Origin of the sequence: Microbacterium sp. S308A+, from assembly GCF_049800815.1 — a bacterium.
Classification (GTDB): Bacteria; Actinomycetota; Actinomycetes; order Actinomycetales; family Microbacteriaceae; genus Microbacterium.
In genome coordinates, this window is the sequence record NZ_JBNAFT010000001.1 from 314,581 (window position 1) to 333,684 (window position 19,104).

At 68.3% G+C, this 19,104-nt stretch carries 20 protein-coding genes and 4 tRNA genes; 20 read left to right on the forward strand and 4 right to left on the reverse strand.

Features of this window, described 5'->3' with window-relative positions:
- The first annotated feature begins 80 nt into the window (after positions 1-80).
- From ACP15J_RS01440 to ACP15J_RS01470, 7 genes are all read left to right on the forward strand, one after another.
- Complete coding sequence (locus ACP15J_RS01440; protein WP_424935799.1) at positions 81-1,316, forward strand: ammonium transporter; 1,236 nt, start codon at positions 81-83, stop codon at positions 1,314-1,316.
- A gap of 58 nt (positions 1,317-1,374) precedes the next feature.
- Positions 1,375-1,947, forward strand: coding sequence for a type II toxin-antitoxin system PemK/MazF family toxin (locus ACP15J_RS01445; protein WP_424935798.1), 573 nt, complete (start codon positions 1,375-1,377; stop codon positions 1,945-1,947).
- 223 nt (positions 1,948-2,170) lie between these two features.
- Positions 2,171-2,647 carry an alpha/beta fold hydrolase gene (locus tag ACP15J_RS01450; RefSeq protein WP_424936060.1) on the forward strand — a complete coding sequence of 159 codons (477 nt, stop codon included), beginning with the start codon at positions 2,171-2,173 and terminating at the stop codon, positions 2,645-2,647.
- A gap of 18 nt (positions 2,648-2,665) precedes the next feature.
- Positions 2,666-3,058 (forward strand): hypothetical protein, encoded by a 393-nt coding sequence (locus ACP15J_RS01455; RefSeq protein ID WP_424935797.1) that lies wholly within the window; start codon positions 2,666-2,668, stop codon positions 3,056-3,058.
- A 65-nt stretch (positions 3,059-3,123) separates the two neighbouring features.
- Entirely contained in the window at positions 3,124-5,265 is a 2,142-nt protein-coding gene (gene pta, locus ACP15J_RS01460; RefSeq protein WP_424935796.1) for a phosphate acetyltransferase, read from the forward strand.
- The gene (locus tag ACP15J_RS01465; RefSeq protein WP_424935795.1) at positions 5,262-6,467 is read left to right on the forward strand and encodes an acetate/propionate family kinase; all 1,206 of its coding nucleotides are present in this window, start codon (positions 5,262-5,264) and stop codon (positions 6,465-6,467) included. Before pta ends, ACP15J_RS01465 begins: the two co-directional genes overlap by 4 nt.
- Before the next feature lie 90 nt (positions 6,468-6,557).
- Positions 6,558-7,217, forward strand: a complete 660-nt coding sequence (locus ACP15J_RS01470; protein ID WP_424935794.1) for a YoaK family protein — start codon at positions 6,558-6,560, stop codon at positions 7,215-7,217.
- A 36-nt stretch (positions 7,218-7,253) separates the two neighbouring features.
- Here the strand turns inward: ACP15J_RS01470 and ACP15J_RS01475 are convergent.
- Positions 7,254-7,329, reverse strand: a tRNA-Val gene (locus ACP15J_RS01475).
- 192 nt (positions 7,330-7,521) lie between these two features.
- Between ACP15J_RS01475 and ACP15J_RS01480 the strand changes: the two genes are divergently transcribed.
- The 3 genes from ACP15J_RS01480 to ACP15J_RS01490 all read left to right on the forward strand — a co-directional run bounded on the left by ACP15J_RS01480 (position 7,522) and on the right by ACP15J_RS01490 (position 7,818).
- Positions 7,522-7,594: transfer RNA gene (locus tag ACP15J_RS01480), tRNA-Gly, on the forward strand.
- Between the two features lie 54 nt (positions 7,595-7,648).
- Positions 7,649-7,719: transfer RNA gene (locus ACP15J_RS01485), tRNA-Cys, on the forward strand.
- A gap of 27 nt (positions 7,720-7,746) precedes the next feature.
- Positions 7,747-7,818 (forward strand) — tRNA-Val (locus ACP15J_RS01490).
- A gap of 233 nt (positions 7,819-8,051) precedes the next feature.
- On the opposite strand, the gene ACP15J_RS01495 is transcribed toward ACP15J_RS01490, so the two are convergent.
- The gene (locus tag ACP15J_RS01495) at positions 8,052-8,474 is read right to left on the reverse strand and encodes a hypothetical protein (protein WP_424935793.1); all 423 of its coding nucleotides are present in this window, start codon (positions 8,472-8,474) and stop codon (positions 8,052-8,054) included.
- A 147-nt stretch (positions 8,475-8,621) separates the two neighbouring features.
- Here ACP15J_RS01495 and ACP15J_RS01500 point away from each other — a divergent pair, with 147 nt between their 5' ends.
- Positions 8,622-8,891: a hypothetical protein gene (locus ACP15J_RS01500; RefSeq protein ID WP_197220582.1), complete on the forward strand. Its 270-nt coding sequence runs from the start codon at positions 8,622-8,624 to the stop codon at positions 8,889-8,891.
- 15 nt (positions 8,892-8,906) lie between these two features.
- On the forward strand, positions 8,907-9,581 hold the full coding sequence (locus ACP15J_RS01505; RefSeq protein ID WP_424935792.1) for a DUF6596 domain-containing protein: 675 nt from the start codon (positions 8,907-8,909) through the stop codon (positions 9,579-9,581).
- Here ACP15J_RS01505 and ACP15J_RS01510 read toward each other — a convergent pair.
- On the reverse strand, positions 9,539-10,807 hold the full coding sequence (locus ACP15J_RS01510; RefSeq protein ID WP_197220584.1) for a low temperature requirement protein A: 1,269 nt from the start codon (positions 10,805-10,807) through the stop codon (positions 9,539-9,541). The two genes, ACP15J_RS01505 and ACP15J_RS01510, sit on opposite strands and share 43 nt — an antisense overlap.
- 107 nt (positions 10,808-10,914) lie before the next feature.
- Between ACP15J_RS01510 and thrS the strand changes: the two genes are divergently transcribed.
- Together thrS and ACP15J_RS01520 are read left to right on the forward strand one after the other, a co-directional pair.
- Positions 10,915-12,840, forward strand: coding sequence for a threonine--tRNA ligase (thrS, locus tag ACP15J_RS01515; RefSeq protein ID WP_197220585.1), 1,926 nt, complete (start codon positions 10,915-10,917; stop codon positions 12,838-12,840).
- A gap of 41 nt (positions 12,841-12,881) precedes the next feature.
- Positions 12,882-13,409: an HIT family protein gene (locus tag ACP15J_RS01520; RefSeq protein ID WP_424980866.1), complete on the forward strand. Its 528-nt coding sequence runs from the start codon at positions 12,882-12,884 to the stop codon at positions 13,407-13,409.
- Positions 13,410-13,449: 40 nt separating this feature from the next.
- Here ACP15J_RS01520 and pdxY read toward each other — a convergent pair whose 3' ends face one another.
- Entirely contained in the window at positions 13,450-14,301 is an 852-nt protein-coding gene (gene pdxY, locus ACP15J_RS01525) for a pyridoxal kinase PdxY (RefSeq protein ID WP_424935789.1), read from the reverse strand.
- A 98-nt stretch (positions 14,302-14,399) separates the two neighbouring features.
- Here pdxY and pdxS point away from each other — a divergent pair, with 98 nt between their 5' ends.
- The 6 genes from pdxS (at position 14,400) to ruvB (ending at position 19,064) form a co-directional block, all read left to right on the forward strand.
- Positions 14,400-15,290, forward strand: a complete 891-nt coding sequence (gene pdxS / locus ACP15J_RS01530; protein WP_424935788.1) for a pyridoxal 5'-phosphate synthase lyase subunit PdxS — start codon at positions 14,400-14,402, stop codon at positions 15,288-15,290.
- Complete coding sequence (gene pdxT, locus ACP15J_RS01535; protein ID WP_424980867.1) at positions 15,284-15,880, forward strand: pyridoxal 5'-phosphate synthase glutaminase subunit PdxT; 597 nt, start codon at positions 15,284-15,286, stop codon at positions 15,878-15,880. The genes pdxS and pdxT overlap by 7 nt, the downstream gene beginning before the upstream one ends.
- A 77-nt stretch (positions 15,881-15,957) precedes the next feature.
- Entirely contained in the window at positions 15,958-16,716 is a 759-nt protein-coding gene (locus ACP15J_RS01540; RefSeq protein ID WP_424935786.1) for a YebC/PmpR family DNA-binding transcriptional regulator, read from the forward strand.
- Between the two features lie 97 nt (positions 16,717-16,813).
- Complete coding sequence (ruvC, locus tag ACP15J_RS01545) at positions 16,814-17,398, forward strand: crossover junction endodeoxyribonuclease RuvC (RefSeq protein ID WP_424935785.1); 585 nt, start codon at positions 16,814-16,816, stop codon at positions 17,396-17,398.
- 9 nt (positions 17,399-17,407) lie between these two features.
- Positions 17,408-18,043 carry a Holliday junction branch migration protein RuvA gene (ruvA, locus tag ACP15J_RS01550; protein WP_424935784.1) on the forward strand — a complete coding sequence of 212 codons (636 nt, stop codon included), beginning with the start codon at positions 17,408-17,410 and terminating at the stop codon, positions 18,041-18,043.
- Positions 18,036-19,064, forward strand: a complete 1,029-nt coding sequence (ruvB, locus tag ACP15J_RS01555; RefSeq protein WP_424935783.1) for a Holliday junction branch migration DNA helicase RuvB — start codon at positions 18,036-18,038, stop codon at positions 19,062-19,064. The genes ruvA and ruvB overlap by 8 nt, the downstream gene beginning before the upstream one ends.
- Positions 19,065-19,104 lie beyond the last annotated feature (40 nt).

Genomic DNA, 19,104 nt, shown 5'->3' on the forward strand with positions numbered 1-19,104 from the left:
CGTCAGGGCCACACTGGCCTGCACCGGATGTGGCGCTCGACGGCGCGCATCCTCGCAGACCCGATGAAGGCGAGGACGATATGGAAGAGACGGGCAACATCTCCTGGGCGGTGACGGCCACGGCGCTCGTGCTGTTGATGACTCCCGGCGTGGCGTTCTTCTACGGCGGGCTCGTCAAGGCAAAGAGCGTCGTCAGCATGATGATGATGAGCTTCGGCGCGATCGGCCTGGTCGCGGTGCTGTGGATCCTCTACGGATCCTCGATGAGCGCGGTCTCCGACCCCTCGCAGTTCGCGGGGAACCCCTTCGCCGACTTCGGGCTCGTCGCCGCCACCGGGGGGACCGGCGCGAACCTCGCATTGCTGACAGTCGGCTATGGGGCGACGTTCGCGATCATCACGGTGGCCCTGATCTCCGGTGCGATCGCCGATCGGGCGCGGTTCGGTCCGTGGCTCATCTTCGTGGGCCTTTTCGCCACGCTGGGGTACTTCCCGATCGCCGCCTGGGTATGGGGCGGCGGCTGGATCATGCATCTCGGCTCGCTCCTCTTCGGCGAGGACAGCGGCATCGCGGTGATCGACTACGCGGGCGGGACGGCTGTGCACATCAACGCCGGTGCCGCGGCCCTCGCGCTGGCGATCGTGCTGGGCAAGCGCATCGGGTTCCAGAAGGGCATCCAGAAGCCGCACAACGTTCCTCTCACCCTGCTCGGCGCCGCGCTGCTGTGGTTCGGATGGTTCGGCTTCAACGCCGGCGCCCAGTGGACCACGGAGGGCATGGACGGCATGGGCCTCATCGTGATCAACACCTTCGGCGCGGCGGCGGCGGGCATCCTCGGATGGATCCTCGTGGAGCGGATCCGCGGCGGCAAGGCGACGTCGATTGGCGCGGTGTCCGGAGCCGTCGCCGGGCTCGTCGCGATCACGCCGGCGTGCGCCAACCTCACCCCGGCGTGGGCCCTTCTGCTCGGTGCCCTGGCTGGCGGCCTATGCGCCCTGGCGGTCGAGCTCAAGTTCCGTTTCGGCTTGGACGACTCGCTCGACGTCGTCGGCTTGCACCTCGTCGGCGGGCTCATCGGCACCGTCTACCTCGGGTTCTTCGCCACCGGACAGGGGCTCTTCGTGGGCGGAGACGCACGGCTTCTCGTGGTGCAGCTTCTCGCGTCCGGCGGCGTGCTGATCTACTCGTTCGTGGTCGCGTTGCTCATCGGCTTCGCGATCGAGAAGACGATCGGCTTCCGGGTCACCAGCGAGGATGAGATCGCCGGAGTCGACCTCGTCATGCACGGAGAGGAAGGCTACGCGCTGACCTCCTGAGCAGCCAGCCTCACGGCACGAGCCGTGGAACGGGGCAGAGGGCGGATAGGGTGTCGTCGTGAGCAGATCTGGCAACGGCATCCTGTCCGCCCTCGTCGACGCAGCGGTGGCGATCGTCCGGGCTCTCGCGGGCTCTCAGGCGCGCGGATCGGCCGGCGTCGGTTCCCGCTCCGCTCCCGCGGCGACGGGCCGAGAGACCCCCTCCGAGCAGGCGCCTGGCACCGAGACGGTCGAGGTCGACCCGCAGACAATCGGCCGTCTCGACCTCGCGTACAGCCCGCGACGCGACGGCGACCCGGACGCGGGGGAAGTCATCTGGACCTGGGTGCCCTACGCGGAGCGCGACGGGCGGGGGAAGGACCGACCGGTGCTCGTGATCGCCCGGCAGGGCGCGGAACGGGTCTACGCGGTGAAGCTCACGAGCAAGTCGCACGATCAGGACCGCGACTACCTCTCGATCGGCACGGGCCCCTGGGACGGACAGGGCCGCGAGTCGTGGGTCGACATCGACCAGCTCTACAGCGTCCATCGGAGAGGGATGCGGCGTGAGGCGGCGGCGCTCGACAGGTCCCGCTATGAGCGCGTCGCCGCCGTGCTGCAGCGTCGCTACGGCTGGGGCCGCGCGGCCTGACCACGCAGCCCGGCCCCGGGGCGGTCGCCGTCCGTCTGCGCCTGCCTCCTCGGGTTCGATCCTCCCGCAGGACGACCCAGCGCCGCGGAGTGGTGCGGATGGCCCCCCGCCCGCCGGTCGAACAAGGAGGATGGCAGCATCCGGGACGTGGCGGAGGCCGCCTCCGAACCGCGAAGGAGAGCGGGCCGATGAGCGATTTCCATGAGCTGACGATCGAGGGTGACTGCCCGATCAGTGTGCGCGACTTCGGGGGAGACGGCCCTCACGTCTTGCTCGTGCCGGGGCGGGGCGGACCCTGGAGGACTGGACCCGCTTCGTCGATGTCCTCCTGCCCGACCGTCGTGTCGTCGCGATGGACCTCCGAAACCATGGCCGTTCCGGGCGGGGAACGTGGGGCTCCGATGCGGTGCTGGATGACATCGGCCGCGTGATCGCCGCCACTGGGCTGGTCGCCCCCGTCCTCGTCGGGCACTCCCTGGGCGGCATGCTGGGCGCACAGTATGCGGTCGAGCGCGGAGGCGTGTCGGCTGTCGTCAACCTGGACGGCTACGGCCACGGGCGGCCGGAGCAGTACGTCGGCGTCGCGCCGGAGACCGTCGTGGCCTCTCATCGGGCGATGCGTGACGCGGCTGCGGCGCAGGCGGTCGACTCCGGTGCGCCGATGACCGCGGAACGGCTTCTCGGCCTTCTCACCGCGTAGCTCACCCAGGGGGAGACGGTGGGTCTTCCGCTTGCGGGCGAGGTCGCGGGACTCTCCCGATCGGTGTGGACAGGACCGGACGGCGAGACCTTCATGCAGCCGACCGGCCAGGACGTCCTGGAACTGCTCGACGTTCTGGAGAGCGTCGACTGGATGGCTGTGTTCGGCAGGGTCTCTGTGCCTTTCCTCCTCTACCGTTGCGAGGCGCTGCTCGGCGTGGAGGGGGAGGCGCTGGCGCTGACGTCCGCATACGCGAAGGGACTCCGCCGCGAGCTGGAGGAGCTTTCGGCTGGCGCGGCGAACGTCCAGGTGCGCTTCCTCGACACCCATCACGGGTTCACCCTCACGATGCCGCGGGAGCTCGCGGAGGAGGCGAGGGCCTTCATCGCGACGGTCTTCCTCCCCTCGTGAGTCGCCGGCTGAGGTCCCGGCCGGCGTCGAGATACGGCGACGCGCGGGGGACGTACGCTGAGAGGGTGGCGCAGAGCATCTTCATCACGTCCCTCGAAGGCCATTCCGGCAAGTCGCTGATCGCGATGGGCGTGATCGACGCGCTCAGCCGGGCGACACCGCGTGTGGGCGTCTTCCGACCGATCACTCGGACCGCCGACGGCACCGATGATGTGTTGGAGATGTTGCTCGCCAGGGACGGCGTCGACCTCGACGCAGTCGAGTGCGTCGGGGCGACCTATGACGACCTCCGCCGCGATCCGGACGAGGCGATGGGACGGATCGTCGAGCGCTACAGGTCCATGGAATCCCGCTGCGACGCGGTGGTGATCCTGGGCAGCGACTACACCGACGTCGCGAGCCCGGCGGAGCTCGGGGTCAACGCCAGGATCGCGGCGAACCTCGGCGCCCCCGTGCTGCTCGTGCTCGGCGGACGCGCCCATCACGGGCACGGCGAGCAGCTGGGCGTCACATCCGCGCGGTCGGCGGACGAGCTCGGGCAGCTCGCCGCGCTGGCGATGGGCGAGCTCTCCGGCGAACGTGCAGAGCTCAGCGCGGTGATCGTCAACCGGGCCGATCCCGATGCGCTCCCCGCGACGGTGGCCTCCGTCCGGGCAGCGCTCGATGCGGCAGGGCGCTCGTCGGTTCCCGCCTGGGCCGTGCCCGAAGAGCGAAGTCTGGTCGCCCCGTCGGTGCGAGGCGTTCTCAGCGCGCTCGGAGGCCGTATGATCCGCGGCGACGACGAACTGCTCGATCGCGAGGTGCTCGACGTCGTGATCGCCGGGATGTCCATGGTCAACGTCCTTCCGCGTCTTCTGGAGAGCGCGGTCGTCGTGATCCCGGCCGACCGCTCGGACGTGCTCCTGGCCTCGCTCCTCGCCCAGGCTTCCGGCACGTTCCCCTCGGTCTCCGCGATCGTGCTCAACGGGCCGTTCGAGATTCCGGAGCCGATCGATCGGCTCATGGACGGACTGCGGTCTCGGTTGCCCGTCATCGCCACGGATCTCGGGACCTATGAGACCACCGTCCGAGTCATGAACACTCCCGGGCGCCTCTCCACGGACGCACCCCACCGAGTCGACAGGGCCCGCACTCTGTTCGAGCGGCATGTCGACGTCCCGGCCCTGATCGAGGCTCTGGGCGTCGCCCACTCGGACGTCGTGACGCCGCTCATGTTCCAGTACGAGCTGTTCGACCGTGCGCGGACCGAGCGGCGCACGATCGTGCTGCCCGAGGGCGAAGACGACAGGGTGCTCCGTGCCGCAGGGACTGTGCTCGCTCGCGGGATCGCCGATCTCATCGTCCTCGGCGATGAGGAGGCGATCAGGGCCCGTGCGCAGGAGCTCGGTGTCGATCTCGGCAGCGCGCGGATCCTGTCGCCGACCGACCCTGCTTACGTCCGCCCCTTCGCCGATGAGTATGCCCGGCTGCGGGCGCACAAGGGCGTCACCCTCGACCAGGCGTCCGACACCGTCACCGACGTGTCCTATTTCGGCACCCTTCTTGTCCACCTCGGCATGGCCGACGGAATGGTCTCCGGCGCCGCGCACACCACCGCTCATACCATCCGTCCGGCCTTCGAGATCATCAGGACGCGGCCCGATGTCTCGGTCGTCTCGTCGGTCTTCTTCATGGCCCTTGCCGACCGGATCCTCGTGTACGGAGACTGCGCGGTGATCCCTGATCCCACGAGCGAGCAGCTCGCTGACATCGCGATCTCCTCGGCCCAGACGGCGGCTCAGTTCGGGATAGACCCGAGGGTGGCGATGCTGTCCTACTCGACCGGTGAGTCAGGGGCAGGGGCGGAGGTGGAGAAAGTACGAGCCGCGACGGCACTCGTCCGCGAGCGCGCGCGCCAGCTGGCCGTCGAAGGGCCGATCCAGTATGACGCCGCCGCCGACGTCGCTGTCGCGCGGGCCAAGTTGCCGGAGTCCACCGTCGCGGGCAGGGCGACGGTGTTCGTGTTCCCGGACCTCAACACGGGCAACAACACCTACAAGGCCGTGCAGCGCTCTGCGGGCGCGATCGCTGTGGGACCGGTGCTCCAGGGGCTCAACAAGCCGATCAACGATCTCTCCCGGGGCGCGCTGGTCGAGGACATCGTGAACACGATCGCCATCACCGCGATCCAGGCGCAGGACGCCGGCGTGACGGGGGAGAAGGCGTGAGCGTCGTCCTCATCGTCAACAGCGGATCCTCCTCATTCAAGTACCAGCTTCTTGACGTGGAGGCGGCCAGATCCCTCGCGAGCGGTCTGGTGGAGCGGATCGGGGAGCCTCAGGGCCTCGCTGCTCATACGGTGACCGTCGACGATCAGGAGGAGACCTTCGTCGAAGAGCTCGCGATCCCGGACCACGCGGCAGGCTTCACGGCGATGCTGGACGCCTTCGTCGCCCATGGGCCTTCGCTGGAGCGGAACGAGCCGCTCGCTGTCGGCCACCGGGTGGTCCATGGTGGCGCACGGTACTTCGCGCCGACGCCGATCACGCCGGAGGTGGAGCAGGGGATCGATGATCTCTCGGTGCTGGCCCCGCTGCACAATCCTGGGGCGCTTCAGGGCGTCAGGGCGGCCAAGGAGGCGTTCCCCGCCCTCCCGCACGTCGCGGTCTTCGACACCGCGTTCCACCAGACCCTGCCCCCGGAGGCGTACACCTATGCGATCGACAAGGAGCTTGCCGCCGCTCACCGGGTCCGCCGCTACGGCTTCCACGGCACCTCGCACAAGTATGTCTCCGAAGCAGCGGCCGCGTTCCTCGACCGTCCGGTCGAGGAACTGCGGCAGATCGTCTTCCATCTGGGCAACGGCGCCTCGGTGACGGCGATCGACGGCGGGTGCTCGGTGGAGACGTCGATGGGCATGACCCCGCTCGAGGGGCTCGTCATGGGAACGCGGTCCGGCGACATCGACCCTGCCGTCCTCCTCCAGCTCGCTCGGCGGGCGGGCCTATCGGTCGCCGATCTCGACGCGCTCCTCAACAAGCGCAGCGGCCTGCTCGGCCTCGCCGGGGCCTCGGACATGCGCGATGTGCAGCGCCGTGCCGCGGAGGGCGATGCGGACGCCGAGCTGGCGCTGGGGGTGTACATCCACCGGCTCCGGGCGTACGCCGGCGCCTATCTCGCACAGCTCGGCGGCGTCGACGTGATCTCCTTCACGGCGGGCGTCGGTGAGAACAATGTGCTCGTGCGTCGTGAGACGCTGGCGACGCTAGGGTTCGCGGGCATCGAGATCGATCCGGAACGGAACGAGTCGGGTGCTCGGGGGACTCGGATCATCTCCACCGACTCCTCCCGGGCGACCGTGCTGGTCGTGCCCACGAACGAGGAACTGGAGATCGGCCGGCAGACGCTCCAGGTCGCGCTCCGGAGCTGAGAACGCGAAGGCCGGTCGGGTGACTGGTGCCCTCTGATGGGCTCAGGGAACGGGCCGGCCGGGAGGGGGCACGGGGCGGAGAGGAGCACGATGAGAGAGGTCTCACGACGTGGAGTAGCGCTCTCGGTCGCACTCAGCCTCGTCGCCGGGTACGTGGACGCCCTCGGCTTCATCGAGACCGGTGGGCTCTTCGTCTCCTTCATGAGCGGCAACTCGACCCAGGTCGGCGTCGAGCTGTGGGGAGGCGAGGCGGTCGCCGCCCTGCTGCCGCTCGCGCTGGTCGGGAGCTTCGTGCTCGGCGTGACGGGTGGAGCGCTGGTCGCCGGCGCGGAGGGGCGGCGCCGAGGCTTCGTCGTGGGAGCGGCAGCGGTGGCGGTCGCCGTGAGCGCCACCCTCGGACTCGCGGAGACCGGTGCGCCGTGGCGGTTCGCGCTGCTCGCACTCGCGATGGGCTCGCTCAACACGCTCTATCTTGCCGAGGGACGGGCGCGGGTCGCGATCACTTACGCCACCGGCACCCTGGTCAGTCTCGGACTCGCCATCGCTGCGCTGGTCACCGGCCGTGACCGTCGTGCCTGGCGCCGGCCGCTCTTGCTGTGGAGTGCTCTGGCGGCAGGCGCGGTCATCGGTGCCGCTGCCCACCGGTGGACGGCGGCGGGTGCGCTCGTGGCGGCGGCGCTCGCCCTGGGCGTCCTTGCTGCCGGGATCGTGGTCATGGCGCGCCCGCGTTCCATTCGTGCCGAGCGGTGACGGCGCGACATGTGGAGTGGCGGTGCGCAGCAGATGTGGTGGGCGATACCGGACTCGAACCGATGACCTCTTCCGTGTGAAGGAAGCGCGCTACCAACTGCGCCAATCGCCCTCAGGGTGTTTCTGTCGTGCCCCTGCGGCACAGGTAACGAGCATACCCGATCCGCAGCGAGCGTCCGACACGTCGGTGTCCCGGGCGTGCCGTGCGACGGAAGCGGAGACACGCCCGACGACGGGGATCGGTTTGGCGAAGCGCTCAACCTCGGCTAATGTATTTCAAGTGCCCGGGACGCCGGGGACGAACGCGGATGTAGCGCAGTTGGTAGCGCATCACCTTGCCAAGGTGAGGGTCGCGAGTTCGAGTCTCGTCATCCGCTCGAGTGCAGGGATTCCTTCGGGAATCTCGGCATGTGGGTTCGAATCCACCTCGCGGTGGCGTGGCCGAGAGGCTAGGCACCGGCCTGCAAAGCCGTTTACACGGGTTCGAATCCCGTCGCCACCTCTCTGCACAACTGAATAGCCCAGACGGGCGCGATTGGCGCAGCGGTAGCGCGCTTCCCTGACACGGAAGAGGTCACTGGTTCGATCCCAGTATCGCGCACTTCAGAAAACCCCTGATCATCAGGGGTTTTCGTGCGTCTGAAGGTGCGAAAGTGGCTCGCCGTGGGGCCCATGTGGGACCGCTTCTCGGCACGCAAGGGCCATCGCAGCCGTTCTGGGCGCGGAATCTCGCTCGTTTCGACCGCGACAGGGCAGCGTACCAATCAGCAGACTCTCGTCGCTCACCGCGGTGGAGGTTCCCCTCGTCGTCCGCTCGACGGTTCCGCAGCGCACTCACCGTCCTATCTCGTCCAGCGGGATCAGCTGAGCCCCGCCCTGGCCGAGCACGATGGGCATGGCGACGAGGATCAGGACGATGCTGACCAGCGGCACGACCGCGGCCGTGATGAGCTGCGATCGCCGCTCCTGACCCTCAGCTCTGCGCGCGCCGACGACGCTGAGGATGATCGCGACCAGCATGAGTACGGCCCAGACGACGAAGAAGAGCACGCCCACCGCGATCCCCAGGTCGGCCTCGTCATCCCACGACGACGACGCCCAGAACCGTCCGTCGCTCCATACGAGCCCGGACATCCCGAGCCACCAGAGCCCGATGCCCGCCGCGATCGTGCCGAAGCCCCCGCATAGCAGCGCGCCGATGCCTCGACCATCGGCGCGTGTGGATTGGGACGTGGTCTCATCGGACGTGTTCGTCATGACCTCATCCTTGCAATATACGAAGCCGAGAAACAGCGCGACCCTGGCTTTCTGATGCACCGGTCGAACTAGGCATCCGCGTAGAGGCGCGAGAGCGACCACTCCGCGCAGAGGTTGCCGGCACTCGACCGCGGAGTTCATGCGCCCTTGATCCTCCAGGTTGCGCTCGGCGTGCAGACGGCCGACATCGCGACGGCTTTCGCGCTGCCCACTGCGACACTCGCGAAGCGGCTCGTCCGTGCCAAACAGAAGCTGCGCGCCAATCGTGTCTCATTCGAGATCCCCGAAGGCATCCCCTCCGAACGGATCGCGGCCGTGCTCGACGCGATCTACGCCGCCTACTCCGTGGAGTGGCTGCGGATACCTCCGGATGGTGCTGTCGACCTCTTGATCGAACACGCGATCCACGCCAGCTAGCTACTTCTGGCCGCAATGCCGGACAACCATGAAGTGCGCGGACTCGCAGCGCTCCTGCTCTACCTGCACTCCCGTGGCAGCGCGCGACTCAAAGACGGCGCGCTCGTTCCGCTCGACGAGCAAGACCCGAAGCTCTGGGATCACCACCTCATGCGCACGGCCGAGACGATCCTCCGCGACGGCATGAACGGCGACGCTCCGCGAAGGCCAGGGCCCTACGAGCTACAAGCGGTCATTCAGAGCGCACACGCCTCTCGGGCACGCGACGGGCGCACGCTGTGGGACACGATCGTCCAGCTCTACGACGTACTCGTGCTGGTCACTCCCAGCAGAGGAGCCGCCGTTGCCCGCGCAGCGGCGATCGGACAAGCCGACACACCGGCAGCCGGCCTCACAGTGCTCTACACGCTCATCGACGAGGACCCGGCACTGGCGACCTTCCAGCCGTACCACGCGACACGCGCCGCTTTGCTCCGCGATTCGGGAGCTCTTGAAGAGCAGTATCAGGACGCGCTCGAGCGGCCATCAACCTCTGTGCCCACCCGCCGAGCAGGCGCTATCTCGTCGGCCTCCGGCAGGCGAAGGAGCGGCGTTCCGGATGGGTGGCACCCCCTCACACGCAGTCAGGCGAGGGGGTGCCAGGCGAGTCAGTCGGTGACCTTCGACGGGGCGACCGCCTTCGCCAGGTGATCGGCCTGATGACGGTGCCCTACCGTCTCGTAGCCGACTATGACGATCACGGGGGCGAGCACGACCACGATGATGCCGATCGCGATGTCCGTTCCTGCGGCGACGAGCGCGACCGCGGCGACGAGCGCGATGATCGCTCCGACGGCAAGGCCGATGTGCAACGTGTCGACCTGACGGAGCAGCATCCCGTAGAGGAGGAACAAGGCGGTGAGGAAGATCCCCACCGGGATCACCAGTGTGAGAAGCGCCGCGGTGTGGTCGATCGTGGCAGCGCCCTCGATCGAGTAGGCCGCCACGTGGAGCCCCGCACCGGCGGCGGCGACCGAGGCGAAGAGGAAGATGTGGCCGTATCCCCAGAGGAATCCCCGCTCTCGGTGGGCGGACAGCACCTCGGCGGACGGCATGGTGAAGTACAGCCACCAGAGCGCGAACGCGAGCGCCGTCCCGCCGAACGCGACCGCGCCGGCTTCCCAGCTCCACCCCTGCTCCTCGACGACCGCGGAGATCGCGATGATGGTGCCCAGCACCACTTCTCCCAGCGTGATGATGATCAGCAGGCTGTATCGCTCGGCGATATGGTGCGGATGCCAGGGCGTGTTGCCGCCGACGCGCTCCGCGATCACCGGCACGAGCATCTCGAAGATCGCGGCGATCGCGCTCAGGCCCACCATCACCGGGATCGGAGGGTTGATGAAGATGAGGACGACCCAGTAGACCTGCGCGATCGCGATCAGCAGCGCGTAGAGGCGTGCCGTCGTCCGATGCGCCGGGTTGTCGTGAGCGACGCGCAGCCAGAGCGCGATCGTTGACAGGCGCATCACCACGTAGCCGGCGACGACCACGGCATTGTCGATATGGGCGCCTTCCTCGATCGAGGTGAAGAGCGCCGGCATCCCCAGTGCCATGATCAGCACGCCCATCATCTGGACCATCGTCGCGATCCGGAAGAAGACGTCGTCGTTGTCGAACGCCGAGGCGAGCCAGCTGAAGTTGATCCAGGCCCAGCAGATCGCGAACATCGCGAAGGCGAAGGCGCCGATCGCGGGCCCGTAGTGGCCGACTGACAGCAGGTGCGCCATCTGGGTGCCGGCCTGGCTGAAGGCCACCACGAGGGTGAGGTCGTAGAGGAGCTCCAGCGGGCTCGCGGCGCGATGGGGCTCGTGCGGATCGCGTCCCACCATGCGCCGCAGGCGGTGCTCCCGTCCGGTCAGAGAGGTCGTGCTCATGCGAGTAGCCTAGAGGCGACCCCGGATGGAGAGTTTCTGTGCCTGAAATCGACTCGTCGAGTACTCGCGACGGCTTCGCCCTGTTCCCCGATCGTTCCGTCGTCGCCATGCGTGTCAACGGGGTGCTGAAGGACCTCGCGACGACGGTCGCAGACGGCGACGAGGTCGAGGCGGTCACGATCGAGAGCCCGGACGGACTGAACATCCTGCGGCATTCGGCAGCTCACGTCCTCGCCCAGGCGGTGCAAAGGATCAAGCCTCAGGCGAACTTGGGCATCGGCCCGCCCATCGTCGACGGCTTCTACTACGACTTCGGCGTCGAGACGCCCTTCACCCCGGACGACGTCAAGGCGATCTCCAAGGAGATGCAGCGGATCGTTCGCGAAGGGCAGCGGTTCGTCCGCCGCGTCGTGACGGATGACGAGGCGCGCGAAGAGCTCCGCGACGAGCCGTTCAAGCTCGAGCTCATCGGCCTCAAGGGAGGCAAGGAGGCGGCAGAGGGCGCCTCGGTCGAGGTCGGCGAGGGGGAGCTGACGATCTACGACAACGTGACCCGTGACGGCGAGGTGGTGTGGAAGGACCTCTGCCGAGGTCCGCATCTTCCGAGCACCCGCATGATCGGCAACGGCTGGGATCTCACACGCATCGCCGGTGCGTACTGGCGCGGGAGCGAGAAGAACCCCCAGCTGCAGCGCATCTACGGCACCGCGTGGCCGACGAAGGACGAGCTTCGCGCCTACCAGCAGCGGCTGGAGGAGGCGGCGAAGCGCGACCACCGGCGCCTGGGCAAGGAGCTTGACCTGTTCTCCTTCCCGGACGAGCTGGGCTCGGGCATGTCGGTGTGGCACCCGCGCGGAGGGATCGTCCGCGGCGAGATGGAGCAGCACGCGCGCCGTCGGCACATCGAGGGCGGCTACACCTACGTGTACACGCCGCACATCTCGAAGGAAGACCTGTTCTGGCAGTCGAACCACCTCGTCAACTACAAGGACGACATGTTCCCGCCGATGCGGATGGACGAGGAGCGGGACGAGGAGGGAAACGTCACCCGGAAGGGGGTCGACTACTACCTCAAGCCGATGAACTGCCCGATGCACATCCTCATCTACAAGGAGCGCGCGCGCAGCTACCGGGACCTCCCGCTCCGTCTCGCCGAGAACGGGACGGTCTACCGCTACGAGCTCTCCGGCGCCTTGCACGGGCTCACGCGCGTTCGTGGTTTCACCCAGGACGACTCCCACCTCTTCGTCGCCCCGGACCGTCTGCAGGAGGAGGTGGGGAAGGTCCTGGAGTTCATCATCACGATGCTGCGGGACTTCGGCCTGACCGATTTCGAGCTCGAGCTGTCGATGCGCGACGACGAGAAGGACAAGTGGATCGGCTCCGAGGAGTTCTGGGAGTCTTCGACCGATGCCCTGCGACAGGTAGCCCTGGCCAGCGGGCTGAAGCTCACCGAGGTCCCGGGTGAGGCCGCCTTCTACGGCCCCAAGATCGACCTCAAGACCACCGACGCGATCGGTCGTGTCTGGCAGCTGTCGACGGTCCAGGTCGACCCGAACCTCCCCGAGCGTTTCGGACTCGAGTTCACCGACCGGGACGGCCAGAAGAAGCGTCCCATCATGATCCACCGCGCGCTGTTCGGGTCGATCGAGCGCTTCTTCGCGATCCTGCTCGAGCACTATGCCGGCGACTTCCCGCTGTGGCTGTCTCCCGTGCAGGTCGTGGGCGTGCCCGTCGCCGAGGAGTATGCCGAGTACCTCGACGACGCGGTCGCCGCGTTCCGCGCCGTCGGGGTGCGCGCCGAGGTCGACCACTCCGACGATCGGATGCAGAAGAAGATCCGCACCCACACGACGGGCAAGGTGCCGCTCATCCTCATCGCGGGGGAGCAGGACCGTGCGGCCGGAACCGTGTCCTTCCGCTTCCGCGACGGGTCGCAGGAGAACGGCGTCCCGCTCATGGACGCCGTGGAACGTGTCCGTCGGGCGATCTCCTCTCACGCCCTCGTGCAGACGTCCGGGGACCTGGCGTGACGACGGGGGAACAGGGCGCCGAGGTCCCGGGCCCCGGTTCCCTGGAGGAGGAGGCGGCGACGCTCGCCGGGGTTCCGGACGAGTTCCAGCGGCTGTGGACCCCGCATCGGATGGCTTACATCCAGGCCGGCCCGGAGCCGCTTCGCGAGGAGTGCCCGTTCTGTGAGGCGCCGAAGCACGACGATGCGGATCGGCTGATCGTCGCGCGTGGCGAGACCGCCTATGTGCTGCTCAACCTCTTCCCCTACAACTCCGGCCACATCCTCGTCTGCCCGTACCGACACATCGCCACCTATGATCAGGCGACGGCGGAGGAGGTGGCCGAGATCGGCGCGCTGACGCAGACGGCGATGCGGGTCCTCGGCGAGGTCTCACGCTGCGACGGCTTCAACATCGGGATGAACCAGGGTGCCGTCGCCGGAGCAGGGGTGGACGCCCATCTGCACCAGCACATCGTGCCGCGCTGGCGTTCTGACGCGAACTTCTTCCCCATCATCGCCAAGACCAAGGCGCTGCCGCAGCTTCTGGGAGAGGTCCGCTCGACGCTCGCTCAGGCTTGGCCTCGCTGATCGCCCTCGGAGGCCGGAGGCCGGAGGGCGAGCGGCGCGTTCAGCGCACCTTGCGCGCGGTGAACTGCAGCGGCGGGTTCGCGTAGGCGTCCTGGGACTCCACGAGCCGGAGCTCGCGCTCTCCCGATTCGAGCGTGTTCTTCAGCAGTTCGAAGACGCTCGAAACCGTCAGCTCCAGTGCGCTCTTGGCGTCGCGGGCGCTCACGTAGTGGGCCGAGAACAGAGCTGCGGTGACGTCTCCCGAGCCGTTCGCCTTCATCGGCAGATGCGGTGTGGCGACGAGCCATGCGCCGGCGTCATCGACGGCGAGCATCTCGAGCGTCCCCTCCTCGCGGTCAGGACGCTCGACGCTCGTGACGAGCACGGTGCGCGGTCCCATCGCTCTGGCGGCGTCCGCCGAGGCCAGGGTGCTCTCCAACGTGTCAGGGGTCGTGCCCGTGAGGTAGCCGAGCTCGAACTGGTTCGGGGTGATGATGTCTGCGACCGGCACCACCCTGTCGCGCAGGAGGTCGGGGATCGCGGGGGCGACGAAGCATCCGGACTTCGCGTTGCCCATCACTGGATCGCACGCGTACATCGCCGCGGGGTTCGCGGCCTTCACCCGGGCGACGGCGTCGATGATGACCTCGGCGATGCCCTCGCCGCCCTGATACCCCGAGAGCACTGCGTCGATCTGCCCGAAGACGCCGCGTTCCTCGACGCCGGTCAGCACCTCACGCACATCCGCGGGGTCGATCATCGGGCCGCGCCATGCGCCGTAGCCGGTGTGGTTCGAGAAGTTCACCGTGTAGACGGGCAGGACCTCGACGCCGATGCGCTGCAGGGGGAAGACCGCCGCAGAATTGCCGACATGGCCGTAGGCGACGGCGGACTGGATCGAGAGGATCTTCATCCCTCGATCCTCGCACCTCGGAGACGACCAGCGGATCGCGACGCGGAGAGAGGAGGGACTTTGTCCGGATACGCCTGAGTCAGGATATCATTTGGCCTATGACAAATAACGAGACGGGTACCGGTCGAGTGAAGCGTGGTCTTGCGGAGATGCTCAAGGGTGGTGTGATCATGGACGTCGTCACCCCGGAGCAGGCGAGGATCGCGGAGGACGCCGGCGCGGTCGCTGTCATGGCGCTCGAACGGGTCCCTGCGGACATCCGGGCGCAGGGCGGTGTCTCGCGGATGAGCGATCCGGACATGATCGACGGCATCATCGATGCGGTGTCGATCCCGGTGATGGCCAAAGCGCGGATCGGGCACTTCGTCGAGGCGCAGGTGCTGCAAGAGCTCGGCGTCGACTACATCGACGAGTCCGAGGTGCTGTCGCCGGCCGACTATGTGAACCACATCGACAAGTGGGGCTTCACCGTGCCGTTCGTCTGCGGGGCCACGAACCTCGGCGAGGCGCTGCGTCGTATCACGGAAGGCGCCGCGATGATCCGTTCCAAGGGCGAGGCCGGAACCGGTGACGTGTCTGAGGCCATGGGGCACATCCGTACGATCCGCGGCGAGATCGCTCGGCTGGGATCGCTGTCGAAGGACGAGCTCTACGTCGCGGCCAAGGAGCTGCAAGCGCCGTTCGAGCTCGTCGCCGAGGTCGCCGAACGTGGCGCATTGCCGGTCGTGATGTTCGTCGCCGGGGGAGTGGCGACGCCCGCCGACGCCGCCATGATGATGCAGCTCGGCGCGGACGGCGTTTTCGTCGGCTCCGGGATCTTCAAGTCGGGCGACCCTGTCGCCCGTGCGGCAGCGATCGTGAAGGCGACGGCGGCCTACGACGACCCGGGCGTGATCGCGCAGGTCTCCCGGGGGCTCGGCGAGGCGATGGTCGGCATCAACGTCGCGGACCTCCCCGCGCCGCACCGGTTGGCGGAGCGCGGCTGGTGAGGTCGCACCTCCGCGTCGGTGTGCTGGCGCTGCAGGGGGACGTCCGCGAGCACGCAGGGGTGCTGACGGCGCTCGGCGCGGAGGCTATCCCGGTGCGACGGCCGGAACAGCTGGCGGGACTCGATGCGCTGGTGCTGCCCGGTGGGGAATCGAGCGTGATCGACAAGCTGTCCCGGATCTTCGGGCTCCGGGAGCCGATCCGGGCGGCGATCGCGACAGGCCTGCCGGTCTACGGCACCTGTGCCGGGCTCATCCTGCTCGCCGATGAGGTCGAGGGCGCGATCACGGGGCAGCGGACGTTCGGCGGGATCGACGTGACCGTGGCCCGCAACGCGTTCGGCGGGCAAGTGGAGTCCTTCGAGACCCGGCTCGTGGTGGAGGGGATCGAGGGGGAGGTCGAGGCGACATTCATCCGCGCGCCGCTCATCACCCGCGTCGGCGACAGAGCGAAGGCGATCGCGACTCTGCCCGGAGGCGGCGTGGTCGGTGTCGCACAGGGCAGTCTTCTCGGCACCTCCTTCCATCCGGAGATGAACGGCGAGGTCCGTCTGCACGAGCGGCTTCTGGAGCTCGCTCGTGCTCGTGTGTGAGAGGGAGCAGAGGAGGCGGGTCGTAGAATGGACGACGCCCTCTCGGCAGCGGGGGCGAGAGACACGAGCGGAGACATATGTCCGGGCACTCCAAATGGGCGACCACGAAGCACAAGAAGGCCGTCATCGACGCGCGTCGTGCGAAGTCGTGGGCCAAGCTCATCAAGAACATCGAGGTCGCGGCGAAGCTCGGCGGCCCCGACCTGCAGGGCAACCCGACGCTCTTCGACGCCGTCCTCAAGGCGAAGAAGACCTCGGTCCCGAAGGACAACATCGACCGTGCGATCAAGCGCGGAGCCGGCATCGGCGGCGAGTCGGTCGAGTACACCTCGATCATGTACGAGGGCTACGGCCCGAACGGGGTGGCGCTGCTCATCGAGTGCCTCACCGACAACAAGAATCGAGCGGCGGCCGAGGTGCGCACCGCACTCAGCCGGAACGGCGGAACGCTCGCTGACCCTGGCAGCGTCGCGTACAACTTCACGCGCAAGGGCGTGATCGTCGTCGGCGCCGAGGGCACGACCGAGGACGACGTGATGATGGCGGTCCTCGAGGCGGGCGCCGAGGAGGTCGAGCCCCACGCCGAGGGCTTCGAGGTCGTCACCGAGGCCACCGACCTGGTCACCGTCCGCAGCGCGTTGCAGGAGGCAGGCATCGACTACGAGTCCGCCGACGTCGAGTTCGTCCCGAACCTCAAGGTCGATGTGGACGCCGAGACCGCGCGCAAGGTCTTCCGTCTGATCGACGCGCTCGAAGACAGCGACGACGTGCAGAACGTGTATGCGAACTTCGACCTCTCCGCCGAGGTGCAGGCCGAGCTCGAGAACGACGACTGAGCAAGCCGCAGCCCTCTTGCGGGAAGGAGGCAGCGCCGTTCCGGCCCGCTCGGCGGTTCGGCGGCCTCCCTGTCTTCAGCACGCATAGCCTGAGAGGGTGAAGCACCTCGCCAGCCGTCGTGTCCTCGGGATCGATCCCGGGCTGACCCGGTGCGGCGTAGGGGTCGTGGACGTGGATGCGGCTCGTCGCGGCACGCTCGTGCACGTGGAGGTCATCAGGACCCCGGTCGACGCCCCGGTAGGAGAGAGGCTCGCTGCCGTCGCGGCCGGCATTCGTGGGGTGATCACGATGCACGCGCCAGACGCCGTGGCCGTCGAGCGCGTGTTCGCGCAGCAGAACCGGCAGACGGTCATGGGCACCGCCCAGGCGAGCGGCGTCGCGCTGCTCGTGGCCGCCGAGGCCGGTCTTCCGACCGCGACCCATACGCCGAGCGAAGTCAAGGCCGCGGTCACCGGCTACGGGTCGGCGGACAAGCGTCAGGTGCAGGCCATGATCGCGCGCATCCTGCGCCTGGAGGAGCCGCCCCAGCCGCCGGACGCGGCGGACGCCCTCGCCGTGGCCCTCTGTCACGCCTGGCGAGGGGACGCCGTCACCGCGGAGAACGGTGCGCTGACTCCGGCTCAGAAGGCATGGGCCGACGCCGAGCGTGTCGCTCGAACATACATACGAGCCCGCGCCTAGGGTGGAGGCATGATCTCCTCCCTCCGCGGCATCGTGCTCGCGACGAGCGTCGATTCCGTCGTGATCGAAGTGGGCGGTGTGGGCTTCTCCGTGGCGGTACCCGGCGATGTCGCGCATACAGCGCGCCGAGGGGAGGAGCTGCGCCTGCACACCTCGCTGATCGTGCGCGAGGACGCGCTCTCGCTCTTCGGGTTCGCCGCTTCGGAGGAGCTCGAGGTCTTCGGGCATCTCCTCAGCGTGACCGGCGTGGGCCCCAAGTCCGCGCTCGGCGTGCTGTCCCACCTCTCGGTGGATCAGATCGCCGCCGCGGTGGCCGCCGACGACGACGCCCCGTTCCGGCGAGTGTCGGGCATCGGACCGAAGACGGCCAAGCTCATCGTCGTGCAGCTCGCGGGCAAGCTCCAGCGGCCCGCCGTCGCCCCGGTCGCGACGGATCTTCCCACCGCGATTGCCCGGCAGCTGATCGAGGCATTGGTCGGACTCGGCTGGTCCGAGAAGATCGCGGCCGAGGCCGCCGAGCGTAGCGCCGCTGAGGCGAGCGAGACCGAACGCGCCTCGGTCGCACTCCTGCTGCGTCGCACGCTCGCAACGCTCGGTCCGGCACAGCCGTCAGGGCAGGCGGCGAAGGGGAGCGGTCGTGGCTGAGGTCCCTGACTCCGGCGAAGCGCTGGACGAGGCGGAGCGCGCGCTCGAGGGCGCACTGCGGCCGGCGAGCCTCGACGAGTTCGTCGGGCAGCACAAGGTCAGAGGGCAGATGAAGCTGCTGCTCGAGGCAGCGCGTATCCAGGAGCGCCCCGCCGACCACATCCTGCTCTCCGGACCACCAGGACTGGGCAAGACCACCCTCGCGATGATCGTCGCGCATGAGAGCGGTCGCCCTCTGCGTCTCTCCAGCGGGCCGGCGATCCAGCATGCCGGCGACCTCGCCGCCCTGCTGTCGAGCCTGACTCCAGGAGAAGTGCTCTTCATCGATGAGATCCACCGGATGGCACGATCGGCCGAGGAGATGCTCTACCTCGCGATGGAGGACTTCCGGATCGACATCATGGTCGGAAAGGGCGCTGGCGCCACGAGCATCCCGCTGGAGCTCGCTCCGTTCACGCTCGTCGGGGCGACGACCCGATCCGGTCTGCTGCCGAACCCGCTTCGGGACCGCTTCGGTTTCACCGCACACCTGGAGTACTACGAGCCTGGCGAACTGGAAGAGGTCGTGGCCCGCTCGTCGGTCGTGTTGGGGGTCGACGTGCCTTCCGCGGCACGGGAGGAGATCGCGCGGCGTTCCCGGGGCACGCCGCGCATCGCGAACCGCCTTCTCCGGCGAGTGCGGGACTATGCCCTCGTGCATGGGGCCGGCGCCTCCGCGTCGATCGCAGACGTCCGGGCGGCGCTGGAGCTCTACGACGTCGACCCTCTGGGACTGGACCGTCTCGACCGGGCCGTTCTGGATGCCCTGGTGCGGCGCTTCCGCGGGGGGCCGGTGGGTCTCAGCACCCTGGCCGTGTCGGTCGGCGAGGAGCCGGATACCGTCGAGAGCGTGGTGGAGCCCTATCTCGTGCGGATCGGGTTCATGGGGCGTACCCCGAGAGGGCGGATCGCGATGCCCGTGGCGTACGCTCATCTCGGGATCTCTCATCCCGAGGGTGCGGCATTGTTCGATGACCTATAATCACTGAGAACTTCCCCTCCTCGTGTCGCCGCTCTCTCGG